The 13,844-nt window shown below is 64.5% G+C and carries 13 protein-coding genes; 8 read left to right on the forward strand and 5 right to left on the reverse strand.

Annotated elements, in window-relative coordinates; all coding sequences use genetic code 11:
* The first annotated feature begins 1 nt into the window (after position 1).
* The 3 genes from G7026_RS16515 (at position 2) to G7026_RS16525 (ending at position 3,640) form a co-directional block, all read left to right on the forward strand.
* Positions 2–868, forward strand: coding sequence for an endonuclease/exonuclease/phosphatase family protein (locus tag G7026_RS16515; RefSeq protein WP_181072007.1), 867 nt, complete (start codon positions 2–4; stop codon positions 866–868).
* Positions 865–2,712 (forward strand): diguanylate cyclase, encoded by a 1,848-nt coding sequence (locus tag G7026_RS16520; protein WP_181072008.1) that lies wholly within the window; start codon positions 865–867, stop codon positions 2,710–2,712. The genes G7026_RS16515 and G7026_RS16520 overlap by 4 nt, the downstream gene beginning before the upstream one ends.
* 142 nt (positions 2,713–2,854) lie before the next feature.
* Entirely contained in the window at positions 2,855–3,640 is a 786-nt protein-coding gene (locus G7026_RS16525; protein WP_181072009.1) for an N-acetylmuramoyl-L-alanine amidase, read from the forward strand.
* Positions 3,641–3,643: 3 nt separating this feature from the next.
* Here the strand turns inward: G7026_RS16525 and G7026_RS16530 are convergent, their stop codons facing one another.
* Genes G7026_RS16530 through algB form a run of 3 tightly spaced genes read right to left on the reverse strand, consistent with a single transcriptional unit; the run spans position 3,644 to position 7,203 of the window.
* Positions 3,644–4,048: a DUF1330 domain-containing protein gene (locus tag G7026_RS16530; protein WP_181072010.1), complete on the reverse strand. Its 405-nt coding sequence runs from the start codon at positions 4,046–4,048 to the stop codon at positions 3,644–3,646.
* A 21-nt stretch (positions 4,049–4,069) separates the two neighbouring features.
* Positions 4,070–5,860 carry a KinB sensor domain-containing domain gene (locus G7026_RS16535; RefSeq protein ID WP_181072011.1) on the reverse strand — a complete coding sequence of 597 codons (1,791 nt, stop codon included), beginning with the start codon at positions 5,858–5,860 and terminating at the stop codon, positions 4,070–4,072.
* Positions 5,857–7,203 (reverse strand): sigma-54-dependent response regulator transcription factor AlgB, encoded by a 1,347-nt coding sequence (gene algB, locus G7026_RS16540; RefSeq protein ID WP_138406422.1) that lies wholly within the window; start codon positions 7,201–7,203, stop codon positions 5,857–5,859. Before algB ends, G7026_RS16535 begins: the two co-directional genes overlap by 4 nt.
* 281 nt (positions 7,204–7,484) lie before the next feature.
* On the opposite strand from algB, the gene G7026_RS16545 reads away from it, so the two are divergent.
* From G7026_RS16545 to G7026_RS16565, 5 genes are all read left to right on the forward strand, one after another.
* Entirely contained in the window at positions 7,485–8,312 is an 828-nt protein-coding gene (locus G7026_RS16545) for a BON domain-containing protein (RefSeq protein WP_181072012.1), read from the forward strand.
* Between the two features lie 17 nt (positions 8,313–8,329).
* The gene (locus tag G7026_RS16550) at positions 8,330–8,761 is read left to right on the forward strand and encodes a PA2169 family four-helix-bundle protein (protein ID WP_181072013.1); all 432 of its coding nucleotides are present in this window, start codon (positions 8,330–8,332) and stop codon (positions 8,759–8,761) included.
* Positions 8,762–8,961: 200 nt separating this feature from the next.
* Positions 8,962–9,198 (forward strand): hypothetical protein, encoded by a 237-nt coding sequence (locus G7026_RS16555; RefSeq protein ID WP_181072014.1) that lies wholly within the window; start codon positions 8,962–8,964, stop codon positions 9,196–9,198.
* Between the two features lie 208 nt (positions 9,199–9,406).
* Positions 9,407–9,577 carry a DUF1328 domain-containing protein gene (locus tag G7026_RS16560; RefSeq protein WP_003282841.1) on the forward strand — a complete coding sequence of 57 codons (171 nt, stop codon included), beginning with the start codon at positions 9,407–9,409 and terminating at the stop codon, positions 9,575–9,577.
* Positions 9,578–10,041: 464 nt separating this feature from the next.
* Positions 10,042–11,271 (forward strand): nucleoside recognition domain-containing protein, encoded by a 1,230-nt coding sequence (locus tag G7026_RS16565; protein WP_181072015.1) that lies wholly within the window; start codon positions 10,042–10,044, stop codon positions 11,269–11,271.
* Positions 11,272–11,308: 37 nt separating this feature from the next.
* Here the strand turns inward: G7026_RS16565 and G7026_RS16570 are convergent, their stop codons facing one another.
* Together G7026_RS16570 and G7026_RS16575 are read right to left on the reverse strand one after the other, a co-directional pair.
* Positions 11,309–12,331, reverse strand: a complete 1,023-nt coding sequence (locus G7026_RS16570) for an AbrB family transcriptional regulator (protein WP_181072076.1) — start codon at positions 12,329–12,331, stop codon at positions 11,309–11,311.
* 1 nt (position 12,332) lies between these two features.
* Positions 12,333–13,844 (reverse strand): tripartite tricarboxylate transporter permease, encoded by a 1,512-nt coding sequence (locus tag G7026_RS16575; RefSeq protein WP_181072016.1) that lies wholly within the window; start codon positions 13,842–13,844, stop codon positions 12,333–12,335.

The raw sequence follows: 13,844 nt of genomic DNA on the forward strand, positions 1-13,844 counted from the left end.
CATGCTTCGCCGCTGGAGTTCGCCACGTCTGGCCGGCCCGTGTCAGGCCAAGGTCAACTCGCACTGCCTGGATGCGAGCGGGCTACCGGCCGATGGTCGTCTGCGGCTGCTCAGCTTCAACATCCAGGTCGGTATCAGTACCCAGCGTTACCACCATTACCTGACCCGCAGCTGGCAGCACTTGCTGCCTCACCCTGGGCGGGCCGGCAACCTGCAGCGCATCGGCGAGCTTCTGAGCGATTACGACCTGGTGGCGCTGCAGGAGGTCGACGGGGGCAGCCTGCGTTCGGGCTATGTCAACCAGGTCGAACACCTGGCGCAGCTGGGAGCGTTCCCCTACTGGTATCAACAGCTCAACCGCAACCTGGGCCATTTTGCCCAGCACAGCAATGGGTTGCTCAGCAGGCTCGAGCCCGGGGCGCTGGAGGATCATCCCTTGCCGGGCCCTGCTGGACGTGGCGCGATTCTGCTCAGGTTCGGCGAAGGCAGGGACGCACTGATCGTGGTAATGATGCATCTGGCCCTGGGTGCTCGAACCCGTACGCGGCAGCTGGCCTACATTCGCGAACTGCTCGGCGACTATCGCCACCATGTGTTGATGGGCGATATGAATACCCATGCCAGCGACCTGCTGGAAAAATCCCCGCTGCGCGACCTGGGCCTGCTTGCGCCACAAATCGAGGCGACCTTCCCCAGTTGGCGGCCGCAGCGCTGCCTTGACCACATCCTGCTGAGCCCGAGCCTTGCGCTGGAGCGTTTTCAGATACTCGCCCAGCCGATCTCCGATCATTTGCCGGTAGCGGTCGAAATCCGCCTGCCCGGCCACTCCCAGGCAGACTCGTTGCCCTCGACCGATCTTTCCCCATGAACGACGATACGTTGCGCTGGAAAGAGAAATACCTGCAAAGCCTCGAACAGCAGGACCAGTTGGAAGAGCGCTGGAACGCTCGGGTCGATCTTTTGCGCCGCAGCCTGGTGCGCAGCAGCCTGGCGGTCGAGGGCGCGGACAAGGCTGTCGACCAGTGCATGCTGGAGATGCGAGAGCTGTTGCGCCAGGGCGATCTGGATGCTGGCCTCAGTGCCCTGGTACCGCGGCTGGAAAAGGCCGTGCTGGACTCGGAAACGCGGCGCCAGGCGCGTATCGAGCAGCTGGCCGCTGCGCTCCAGCGCCTGGTGAGTCAGTTGCTCGAGCTGCCCCTGCCTCGCGAGGTGAGCAAGCCGCTCAAGCGCTTCTCAAAGACGCTCCAGGAGCGGGCAGGGCAAGCGCGCGAGCTGCCGGCGCTGCTCAGCGAGCTCAGTGAGTTGCAGCGCCAGGCGTTGAGCCAGCTGGAGCCGGACGAAGCCGGTCGCGGTAGCTTCTTGCAGCGCTTGTTCGGTTCGCGGGAGGCCGCGGCGTCCATCGGTGAGAGCGCCTCGTCGACATCGCAGCCTGTCGCTGCCGTCGCCGTGACGGCCTTGCAAAGCAGTCCGTCAAGCTGCGAGGAGCAAGAGCTGGCCGCCGAGACGGCGCAGTCGTTGGCGGTGCTGGCGGTACAGGCCGCGCAAGAGGTGTCGCAAGCGGAACCTAGGCTGGCGCACCCTCCCCAGCCGGTTGCCGAGCGCCTCGAGCCCGAGCCGGTGGAGGCGGACGATCCTGAGTTCGCGCTGCCGGTCTCTCCGGAGCCGGGTTACAGTGTGATCGCCGAGCATGTCGAGGCGACGCTGCGCGGCCTGCTCGACGAGCTGAAGCTGCCCGAACATCACCAGCCCCAGGCCCAGGCACTTCGCGAGCGCATCGAGCACGGGCTCAACTGGTACGAGCTGGTGCCGGTGCTCGATGACCTGGCGGTGTTGATGCTGGCGGTCGCCGACCTTGGCCAGCGCGAATTCGAAAGCTATCTGACGCTGCTCAACGATCGCCTGGCAACCATGCAGGACAACCTTGAGCAGGCCCGCGAGGGCCACGCTCAGAACCAGCTCGCCGCCGATACCTTGGATGCCGACCTGCGCATGCACGTCGACGGCCTGCATGACAGTGTGCAGCAGGCCACCGATCTGGCGGCGCTCAAGCACGCCATCGAGGCGCGTCTGGATGGCATGCTCGGCACCGTCGATACCTACCGCCAACAGCGTAGCGAGCAGGAACAGGTGCTCGGCGACCGTCTGCAGACCCTGGTCGACCGGGTGACGACGCTCGAGGAGACCGCGATCGGCTTGCGCAAACACCTGGAGGAGCAACGCGAGAAGGCCCAGCGCGATTCGCTCACAGGTCTTGGCAACCGGGCGGCGTGGGAGGAGCGTCTGGAGCTCGAGATGGCCCGTTGGCAGCGCTCGCGCGGCAGCCTGCTGCTGGCGGTGCTGGATATCGATCACTTCAAGCGTATCAACGACCTCTACGGCCACCTGGCCGGCGACCGGGTACTGAAGATCATCGCCTCGGTGCTGCGCAAGCGCCTGCGCAAGACCGACTTCATCGCTCGCTTTGGCGGCGAGGAGTTCGTGTTGCTGCTACCCGACACGGGGGAAGAGGCGGGCTGCCAGCTGGCCGATACCCTGCGCGCCGGTATCGAGAGCTGCCCGTTCCACTTCAAGGGCGAGCGCGTGCAGATCACCACGTCGGTCGGCCTGAGCGAGTTTCGCACTGGCGACAGTGCCGAGCGGGTCTTCGAGCGCGCCGACCAAGCGCTCTACAGGGCCAAGCACGGCGGCCGCAACCGCGTCGAGCTCGGCTGAGCCTACACATCCTGTCGTTACCCACCCGACCGGGTGTCACAACCCGGCTGATATACTGCGCCGCTGTTTTCGCCGCATCGGGACCGCCCGCAACGGGTGCCGTCCGATCTCGAGTCATCCAGTTGTCGATCAGAGGTCATCCATGAAAATCGCCGCCATCGCCGCGCTGTTCCTGTTTCTGGCCGGTTGCGCCAGCGGGCCGCGCATCGATACCCGCCACAGCTCCACCGGCCATGACAGCCGGGTGCAATACATCATCGTGCATTACACCTCAGCGGATCTCGAGCGGTCACTGACACTGCTGGGCGGCAACAACGTCAGTACCCATTACCTGATCGGTCAGTCGCCGGCGACCATCTACCGGCTAGTGGATGAAGACCGCCGTGCCTGGCATGCCGGCGAGAGCGAATGGCAAGGACGCACCTGGCTCAACGCGACCTCGATAGGCATCGAACTGATCAACCTGGGTTATCAGGAAGGCCCCGAGGGCAGTCGGCTCTGGTATCCCTTCGGTGAGAAGCAGATCGATGCGCTGGTGGTGTTGCTCAAGGACATCATGCAGCGCCACGGACTCAAGCCCGGCGCGATCATTGGCCACAGTGACATCGCGCCCCAGCGCAAGGTCGACCCCGGTCCGCTGTTCCCCTGGAAGCGCCTGGCCGACGAGGGGCTGATTCCCTGGCCGCAGGCCGATCGAGTGGCCGCGTACCAGGCGGCTTACGCGCTGCAGCTGCCCGATGTGGCCTGGTTCCAGGAAGCGCTGGGCGCCGAGGGCTACAAGGTCCCGCGCCACGGCCATCTGGATCTGGAAACCCGCAATGTGATCGCCGCCTTCCAGATGAAGTATCGGCCGACGCGTTTCGACGGTGAGCCCGATGCCGAGACCGCCGCCATGCTGCAGGCCCTGGCGGATCAGCGTCGCGGCTGAGTGTCAGCGCCGAGACGTGCCGATCAGGCGTGAGTCGGCGAGTGCAGCGGTGCGGTGTTCGCTGGCGGCAAGGTAATCATCGTTGGCAATCATCGAAAGGAATGCGTCTTTCGATGGGTAGCGGACCAGCAGCAGCTCATCCCAGTCTTCTCCAGGCGGCGCGATCAGCGCGGCGTGCGCCTGGGCCATGATTTCCACTTCAGCGCCCACGGCACGTAGATGCTGAAGGGCCACCCGGCTGTAGCGGGCGTACGCCTCGCGGCCGCTGCATGGGCGGTGGCTGCTCCCGGGCGGGTAAGCCGCCTGCTCGTTGTAGCGCAGCAGGTTGAGCATCAGGATAGGCACGGCCGAAGGCATGGTGCGGGCGAATTGCTCCAGCTGCTCGCGGCTGGGGTTGAGGCTCGGCATGGGAGGGCTCCTGCTTGCCCTTTAGACTGGCAGGGCGACGTAGAAGATCGTCCCATGACCGATACGCGAGTGCACGCCGATCCTGCCACCATGCAGCTGGGCGATTTCCTTACATAAGGCAAGCCCCAGTCCGGCGCCGCCGCGACGGCGGCCGATCTGCACGAAAGGCTCGAAGATTCGCGCCTGCTGGCTGTAGGGGATGCCTTCGCCGTTGTCCTCGACGCTCAGGATCACCCGCTCGCCGTGGCGTCGCGCCAACAGGCGGATCTCACCGCCCTTGGGGGTATAGCGCAGGGCATTGCTGAGCAGGTTGTCCAGCACCCTATCCATCTGCGAGCGATCCAGCAGCAGGCTCGGTAGCGGCGGTTGCAGCTCCAGGTTCAGCTCGATGCCCAGCGCTTGCGCTTGCATGAGGAAGCGCTCGCGGGCCTGGCCGAGCAGCTCGGCAATGTCGCAGGGAGAGCGGTCGAGCTTCTGCTGGCCGCTCTGGTAGCGGGAGAAGTTGAGCAGATCGTTGATCAGCCCGACCAGGCGCTGCATCTCTTCGTGAACGGTGATCGACAGGTCCGCCTCGCGGCTTTCCGGTGCGAATTTCATCCGTTCGCGCAGCAGACTGAAGGCCATCTGCATGCCGGTCACCGGGGTGCGCAGCTCATGGGAGGCGCGCAGCACGAACTCGTTGCGAACGCGCTCGAAGGTGCGCTGGTCGGTGACGTCATGCAGCACCATCACCGCCCCGCTGATGCGGCCGTCCTGGTGGTTGACCGGACTCATCCGCCAGGCCAGCAGGCGTTTTTCGCCATCGGCCTCGATCACCAGGTCTTCCGGCGGGGCGGCCAGCGGCTGGTCGTTGAGGACCTGCTGTGCGGCGGAGTCGAGTTCGGGTGTGCCGAGCGCTTCGCCGAGGCTCGACCCGAGGTGTTCCGTCTCCCAGGCCAGCTGGCGCTGGGCGACCGGGTTTGCGTGCTCCAGGTGGCCGTTGCGGTCGACGATCAACAGGCCATCGTCGATGCTGTCCAGCAGCGCCTGCAGACGCTGTTGGCCATCGACCAGGGCTTCGACGTTGGTTTGCTTGAATTGATGCAGCGCCTCGGCCATCAGCCCGAAGCGGCGGATCAGCGAAGACACTTCGGCGATCGGTGAAGCAGGCAGGACGACGTTGAAGTTACCCCGGCCAATCTGGTCGGCGGCGGCCGACAGCTGCTCGATGGGGTCGCCGAAGCGGCGGGCGAAACTGTGGGCGGTGATGAAGCCGATCACCAGTACCGCCACCCCGGTCAGGCCGAGCAGGCCGGCCAGCAGCAAGGCACGGTCGCGGCCGCGGATCTCGGTGTCGCGGATATGATCGTAGGCCGCCTGCTGCATGTCGGCCATGAGGTTGCGCACGTCGTTGAAGGCCTGGCTCAGGTGGTTGCCGTCTTCGAACAGGCTGAGCGCATCGCTGTTGGGGGCTTCGGCGGCCTGCGTGAAGCGCGCATAAGCCTCGCCGATCCGCTCGAAGGTCTGCTGGTCGAGTTGCTCGGGGGCTTCGCTGATGCCTCTGGCCAGCGTCGTCTGGAACGCTTCGCGGACCTCCGCCAAGGCGGAAGGGTCGGGGCTCTTCTTGAGCAGCAGCACCATGTGGTTGCCCAGCGACTGGCGCAGCTTCTGGTTGATCTCGATGATGCCGAAGTTGTTGCGGATCAGCCGTTCCTGGCTTTGCGCCATCTGCATCACGCTGACCAGAGCCAGCAACAGACCGAGCAGCGCCACCGTCATCAGTGCCGAGAACCCGAGGAAAAGTCGGGTTCGCAGCTTCATCTGAAGCTTCATAGACCGTATTGCTTGCGTTTGCGATAGAGCGTAGAGGCGTCGATACCGAGGGTGCGGGCGGCCTGGTCGAGGGTTTCGCTGCTGGCCAGTACGCCGGCGATGTGGGCCTTTTCCAGTTCTTCCAGGCTAAGCGGCTCGCCGATGCGCGGTGCGTTGCTGGCGGCCTGTTCGCCAAGGCCGAGGTGGTTGACCTCGATCATCGCCTGCGGGCAGATGATGCTGGCGCGTTCGATCACGTTGCGCAGCTCGCGCACGTTGCCAGGCCAGCGGTAGGCCTTGAGTGCGGCGACAGCGGCATCGCTGAAGCCGCGTGCCGGGCGCCCGTAGTTCTTGACGAAGTGGGCCAGGAAGCGCTCGGCCAGTGCGATCACGTCCTCGGGACGCTCGCGCATTGGCGGCAGGTTGAGGGTGATGACGTTCAGGCGATAGAGCAGGTCTTCGCGGAACTTGCCTTCGCGCACCATCTCCTCGAGGTTGAGGTTGGTGGCGGCGAGGATGCGCACATCGGCACGACGGGTGACCGGATCGCCGACCCGCTCGTATTCCTTGTCCTGGATGAAGCGCAGCAGCTTGGGCTGCAGGGCCAGCGGGAAGTCGCCGATCTCGTCGAGGAACAGGGTGCCGCCGTCGGCCTGGTTGACCCGGCCCAGGGTGCTTTCGGTGGCGCCGGTGAAGGCCCCGCGGTTGTGGCCGAACAGCTCGCTTTCCATCAGGTCGGCCGACAGTGACGGGCAGTTGATGGTGACGAAGTTTTTCTTCGCGCGCCGGCTCCAGTTGTGGATGCCATGGGCCAGTTCGCCCTTGCCGGTGCCTGACTCGCCGAGAATCAGGATGTTGGCGTCGGTGTCGGCTACCTGCCGGGCGGTTTCCAGCACGCCCATCATCGCCGGGCTGTGGGAGCCCAGGGCATCGCTGCGCTTCTGAACCTCGCCTTCCAGGGCTTCGAGACGCGCCGCCATCTGCCTGACTTCCAGCTGCTTGGCCGCGGCCAGGCGCAGCTGCTCGGGGCTGCAGGGCTTGACTAGGTAGTCGGCAGCGCCGGCCTGCATCGCGTCGACGGCAGTGTCGACAGCCGAGTGAGCGGTCACGATGACCACGCGCATCCAGGGCGCCAGTACGCGCATCTGTTGCAGAACGTCCAGGCCGCTGTCCTCGCCCAGGCGCAGGTCGAGAAAACAGAGATCGAAGACCTGGCGCTGCAGAATGGCTTCGGCCTGGGCAGCACTGGCGGCGGTCATGACGGTATAGCCGCGGTCTTCGAGGCAATAGCGGAAGGTCCGCAGAATTGCGGCCTCGTCATCCACCAGCAGAATACGGCCGCCAGTATCCGTCGTTTGATCCATGGGTGATTTCACTCGTTCTGGCCTGCGGTTGGCAGGCCTTGGGTTAAAACAGCTGGGCACAATAGCCATTTCCAGCGCAGCTGCCCATCGGGGCAGCTCAGCGCCTTGCTTAGTCTACAAAACGCCGTGCAAGTTGCACGGCCGAGCGCACTCCATCCTGCACCCTGCATGGTTGGCCTCAGGCGGGCGGCTCTGGAACCGCCGTCGCGCCTCGCCCAGGGTTGGCACAGCGCTTGCGACCAGCGCTCTGAATGCATTCGTTGCAAAGCAAGGAGATAGCCATGAATCAGCGATTCGGCGCATTGGCCGCTGCTCTCGCAGCCTCCGCCTGGCTGACGGTAGCGCCAGGCGCCCAGGCGCAGCCCGCTGCGGCACAGGACGAGGCGCTCGAGCACTCGGTCGAACGTGCGCTGTCGGAGAGTTCAAGCCTCAGGGGACATTCGCTTCGAGCCGAGGTGGCCGGCGGCCATGTGCTGTTGCTCGGCGATGTCAGCAACGGCGCCGAGAAGGAACTCGCCGAACGTATCGCCCGCGACGTGCCGGGTGTGAGTCGCGTCGACAACGAGATACGTATCGCTGCGGATGCTACGGCCGACGGCCAGCGGAGCACGGGGTCCACCGTGTCGCAGCGGCTGGACGACGGCGCCATTACCGCGACGGTCAAGTCCGAGCTGCTGTGGAACCGTGAAACCGAAGGCCTTGATATCAATGTCGATACCCGCGATGGCGTTGTGACCCTTACCGGGCGCTCGCAAACCGAGGCGGGCAAGGCCCAGGCCGAACGGCTGGCGAAGACCACCGAGGCGGTTCGTTCGGTGATCAATCAGATCACGGTCGGCGGGGGACCCAGTACCGCCGGCAAGGCCGCTGCCGCCGCCGATGACGTGCAAGCCTCTCTCAGCGATGCCTGGATCACCAGCAAAGTGAAAAGCGCCCTGTTGTATGAGCGCGACCTCGATGGGCTCGGAATTTCCGTCGATACCCGTGAGGGAAGGGTGGTCCTGAGCGGCAAGGTCGAAAGCGCCGAGCAAAGGCAGCGGGCGATAGAGACGGCACGCGGCATCCGAGGGGTACGCGACGTCAGTGCCGAGCAACTGCAAGTCAACTAACCGCAAAGGAGAACACCATGAGCCGAGCAATGACTCAACTCAACGAACTGATCGAAATTACCCGCGACGGGCAGCACTTCTATCAGCACGCCATTGAGGAAGTGAAGGATGTGGAACTGCAGCACCTGTTCCGCGACATGGCCCAGGCAAAGACCCACGTGATCCAGGCGCTGTCCGTCAAGGTCGCCGCCCATCATGAACAGCCTGCTCAAGGCGGGACGATGCTCGGAAAGATGCGCGAAATGTATGCCGATACCAAGGCCAAGCTGGGTGACGAGGCCACCGTGTTCGTCGACCAGCTTGAAGAGACCGAAGATCGGATCCTGCACGCCTTCGAAGATGCGCTCGAGGATGCCGAGCCCGATGTACGAGCGTTGCTCGCCATCGAGTTGCCCAAGATCCGCGCCTGTCACGATCGTATGCGCAACCTGAAAAAGAGCATGCACTGAAGGGACGCCGCCGGGCTTTCAAGCAGTCATGCAAAAAGCCCGGCATTAAAAAGGTGCATCGTGCAATTTAAGCGTGACGGTTATTTTTAGTTCAATTAACTAATTGATTTTAAAGGGAAAAATTTCGATCGAAGGCTGGCACGCAGGCTGCAATGTCCTTAGCAAGATTATCCGGTGTGCTTAGTAAAAGGAGTTGTGGGATGAAACGCGAGGCCAGCCTCTCTCTTGCCAGCAAAGGTTTCCTCACAGGTGCTGTAGTCATGCTGATCATGGGTGCCGAAAGCCCCATGTCACAACCGCTCAGCCAGGCACAGAAAGAATCAGTGGAACGAATCCGGATGTATGACGCTCAACCAATGGAGTTCGCTCAGAACCGTCAGGCACCTCGGCCTCTTGAGTATGCCCAGCCGACGGTTCAGCAGCGTTGGGTCTTTTGAGGAGGGCGTCGTATGTGGCTGGCGTGTTTTGCGGTACTGGCAGCCTGCCTGGCGGTTGCGATGTGCTCCAGCCTCGCGCTGCTGAATCGGGCATTGAACGAGTCCCGAGTACTGGCCAAAGCGGACAGCACATGCAGAAGAAAAAATGCAGTCGAACGGAGCTGTTCCTGAGCGACTGAAGCGGTTCCACACCAAGAGGAGAAACACCATGCTGAGTTGGGCTATTACCTTTCTGATCATCGCCATCATCGCTGCTGTTCTGGGCTTCGGTGGTATCGCGGGTACTGCAACCGGTATCGCCAAGATCCTGTTCGTAGTGTTCCTGGTGCTCTTCGTAGCATCGTTGATCTTCGGCCGTGGCCGTGGTCCGCGAGTCTGATGCATCCATAGCCGCCCGTGAGGGCGGCTGCAACCCAGGGAATGTTCCAGGCACTGGATGCCACTAATTCGGGGTTCGTGTTCAGCAACTGAGCGACGAACCCAACCCATCCGGAGGCGGTCGATGCGATCGTCTCGGTAGCCATCCCCCCGGAAGGGGCGAGCCATGGGATCGGGACGCTTTGACGAGGTGAGTCGGAGCGACCTAGGGGTACAGGGAGTACCTCCGCAACTGCGGATCAGGTTCGGCACGGCTGAAGCCAGAGGCGGCAAGAGGGCCGCCTCTGGTCTCAGCTATCTCGTCTTACTCATGGGGCGGGCAGTGCCTGCACCTATATGCTCTTCCGATTCTTCCTCTGGTCGATCAGATCGCCTTCATTGGTATTCCAGCCGGCTCTGTCCGTTGGGTGACCTTGGCGCGTCCGCGCCGTTATCATCGCCGTCACCTTTACACGGGAGAACGACATGCTGAACGGCCTTTGGCTGGGCTTTTTTCTGGTGGCCGCTGTGGCCGGCGCGGCACGCTGGCTGATCGGCGGCGACCCCACGGTCTTTGCCGCGCTGGTGGAAAGCCTGTTTGCCATGGCCAAGCTGGCCGTCGAGGTGATGATCGTACTGTTCGGCACCTTGACGCTGTGGCTCGGCTTCCTGCGCATCGCGGAAAAGGCTGGGCTGGTGGAACAGCTGGCGCGCCTGCTGGGCCCGCTGTTCCGGCGGCTGATGCCCGAAGTGCCGGCCGGCCATCCCGCGCTGGGGCTGATCACCCTCAACTTCGCCGCCAACGGGCTGGGCCTGGACAACGCGGCCACGCCAATCGGACTCAAGGCGATGCGTGCGTTGCAGGAGCTCAACCCGAGCAAGACCATCGCCAGCAACGCGCAGATCCTATTCCTGGTGCTCAACACCTCGGGGCTGACCCTGTTGCCGGTGACCATCTTCATGTACCGCGCGCAGCAGGGCGCCGACGATCCGACCCTGGTGTTTTTGCCCATTCTGCTGGCCACCAGCGCCTCGTCCCTGGCCGGGCTGCTCGCCGTGGCACTGGTCCAGCGGCTGCGGATCTGGGATCCGGTGGTGCTGATGTACCTGGTGCCGGGCGCCTTGCTGCTCGGCGGCTTCATGGCTCTGCTGGCCGGCCTCTCGGCGACCGCACTGGCCTCGCTGTCGTCGCTGCTCGGCAATCTCACGCTGTTCGGCCTGATCATTGCCTTTCTCCTGGTCGGGGCGCTGCGTAAGGTGCCGGTCTATGAAAGTTTCGTCGAGGGTGCGCAGGAAGGCTTCGACGTGGCGAAAAGCCTGCTGCCCTACCTGATCGCCATGCTCTGCGCGATTGGCGTGCTGCGCGCCTCGGGTGCGCTCGACTTCGGGCTGGACGGCATTCGCTGGCTGGTCGAAGTACTGGGCTGGGACACACGCTTCGTCGACGCGCTGCCGACGGCGCTGGTCAAGCCGTTCTCCGGCAGTGCAGCGCGGGCAATGCTGATCGAGACGATGCAGAGCCAGGGTGTGGACAGCTTCCCGGCGCTGCTGGCCGCCACGGTGCAGGGCAGCACCGAGACGACCTTTTATGTGCTGGCGGTGTACTTCGGCGCGGTGGGCATCCAGCGCGCCCGGCATGCGGTGGGCTGTGCATTGGCGGCCGACTTCGCCGGCGTGCTGGCCGCCATCGGGGTTTGCTACTGGTTCTTCGGCTAACACTGCACGGGCGCCTGTATCAGGCGCCCGCGTGTGCTCAGGGTTTGGCGCGCAGCCAGAGGCGGAACAGCGGCTCGGCGAGGAACATCACCAGGAACAGACGCAGCACCTGCAGCGCAGTGACCAGGGCCACCGACAGCTGCAGTGCTTCGGCGGTCAGGCACAGCTCGGTGATGCCGCCGGGCATCATGCCCAGCATCAGCGAGGTCTGATTCAGCGTCGCCAGCCAGCCAAGCCCTTCGGCCATCACCGCGGCGGCGATCATTGCCAGCAGGGTGAACAGCAGTACCCGCATCAGAAAGCCCGGGGCGTTGCGAAAGAACGGCCGGTCGAAATGGCACCCCAGCGAGCAGCCGATCAGCCACTGGCCAAACTTGCCGGCTTCAGGCGGCAGGCCCACATGCAGGTCGAAAGCGACCGCGGCGATGGCGCAGGCCGTCAGCGGGCCGAGCATCCAGGGGTTGGGTTGGCCCAGGCGCTTCCACAGGAGCGCGAGCAGCGCGCCGGCCGGCATCAGCAGCGCGAGCCACGGCCAGCTGACGGGGTAGGGCGCTGGCGGCTCGACCGGCGGCAGGCTCCAGGTAAACAGCGCCGGGACCACCAGTACAACCAGTAGCAGACGCAAGCTGTGGGAGGCGGCCACCCGGGCCGGTTGCGCATCGTGGCGGGCTGCGAGGTTGACCATTTCGCTGGCGCCCCCCGGCATGCTTGCGAAGAACGCGGTGGCGCGATCGACGCCGCCGCGCATCAGGACATAGATGCCGATCAACCCGAGCAGCAGCGTTCCGACGGCACCGACGAAGATGACCCCGAAGTGGCTCAGGACCTGCTCCATCACCTCGCTGGTGAAGTGTAGGCCGATGGCGCTGGCGATGATCCATTGCCCGACCTGACGACCGCGCGGAACTTCTTCGACCAGCCAGCCGCAGCAGCGGATCGCGATCACCGCCAGCAGCGAGCCGACCATCCAGGGCAGTGGCCAGCCGGCCAGGCTGGCCAGCCAGCCGCCGACGGCGCCGACCAAGGGGGTTGCCCACCAGGCGGGAAGTCGGCCCCGCATGTCAGGCATTGGCCTGCGTGGCCGCGCGACGACGCTTGAGCGCCCAGCGAATGCCCGGCATCGCCAGCATGAAGATCGCCAACGCCCAGAGCGTCAGGGTGATCGGGCTGCCCCATAGAATGCCCAGCTCGCCGTTGGAGATCGACAGGGCGCGGCGCAGGTTGTCTTCCATCATCTCGCCGAGCACGAAGCCCAGGATCAGCGAGGACAGCGGGAAGTCAAGCTTGCGCAGCAGGTAGCCGAACACCCCGAGGCCGATCATCAGCACCAGGTCGAAGGTGGTGCTGTGCACCGAGTAGACGCCGACCAGGCTGATCGCGGTGATCACCGGCACCAGGACCCAGTTCGGCACGCTGAGCATGCGGGAGAACAGGCCCACCAGCGGGATGTTCATTACCAGCAGGATCACGTTGCCGATGAACAGCGAGGCGATCAGGCCCCAGACCACGTCGGGCTGTTGTTCGAATAACAGCGGGCCGGGCGTGATGTTGTAGAGCGTCAGTGCGCCGATCATCACCGCGGTGGTGCCGGAGCCGGGGACGCCGAGGGTCAGCATCGGGATCAGCGAGCCGCAGGCCGAGGCGTTGTTCGCCGCTTCCGGTGCGGCGAGACCGCGCAGGTCGCCATCACCGAAACGGCCCTTTTCACCGGCCATGCGCTTTTCGGTCATGTAGGTCATGGCGCTGGCGATGGTCGCACCGGCGCCGGGCAGGGTGCCGATCACGAAGCCCGCCGTGGCGCTGCGGATCATGGTCCAGAAGGTCAGGCCGAACTCCTTGGCATTGAACAGCATGCGGCCGCTGGCCTTGACCACCTGCTGACCGCTGTGGGTTTTTTCCAGCATCAGCAGGATCTCGCTGACGCTGAAGAAGCCGATCACCACGATGACGAACTGGATACCGTCGGACAGGCTCACGCTGTCGAAGGTGAAGCGGTAGACACCCGTCGTCGAGTCCACCCCGACCGTGGCCAGCGTCAGGCCGATCAGGGCCGACATCAAGGTCTTCACCGGTTTGTCGCCCACCATGCCGCCGAGGCAGGCGATGGCGAAGATCATCAGGACGAAGTATTCGGCCGGGCCGAAGGCTACCGCCCATTTCGCCAGCAGCGGAGCGAACAGCACCACGCCGCAGGTGGCGATGATACTGCCGATGAACGAGCTGACCGCCGATAGCGACAGCGCAATACCGGCCTTGCCCTGGCGGGCCAGCGGGTAGCCGTCGAGGGTGGTCATCACCGCGGCGGCGTCGCCCGGGACGTTGAGCAGGATCGCCGAAATGCGACCGCCGTATTCACAGCCGAGGTACACCGCGGCGAGCAGGATCAACGCGGTTTCCGGCGGCAGTCCGAGGGCGAAGGCCAGCGGCAGCAGTAGCGCTACGCCATTGATCGGACCGAGGCCGGGCAGCAGGCCCACGACGGTACCGACGAACGCGCCGAACAGTGCCACCAGCAGGTTGGTCGGCCGGGTGGCGACGTCAAATCCCTGCATCAGGAAATTCAGGGTTTCCAT

The sequence above is a fragment of the Stutzerimonas azotifigens genome (assembly GCF_013522725.1).
Classification (GTDB): Bacteria; Pseudomonadota; Gammaproteobacteria; order Pseudomonadales; family Pseudomonadaceae; genus Stutzerimonas; species Stutzerimonas azotifigens_A.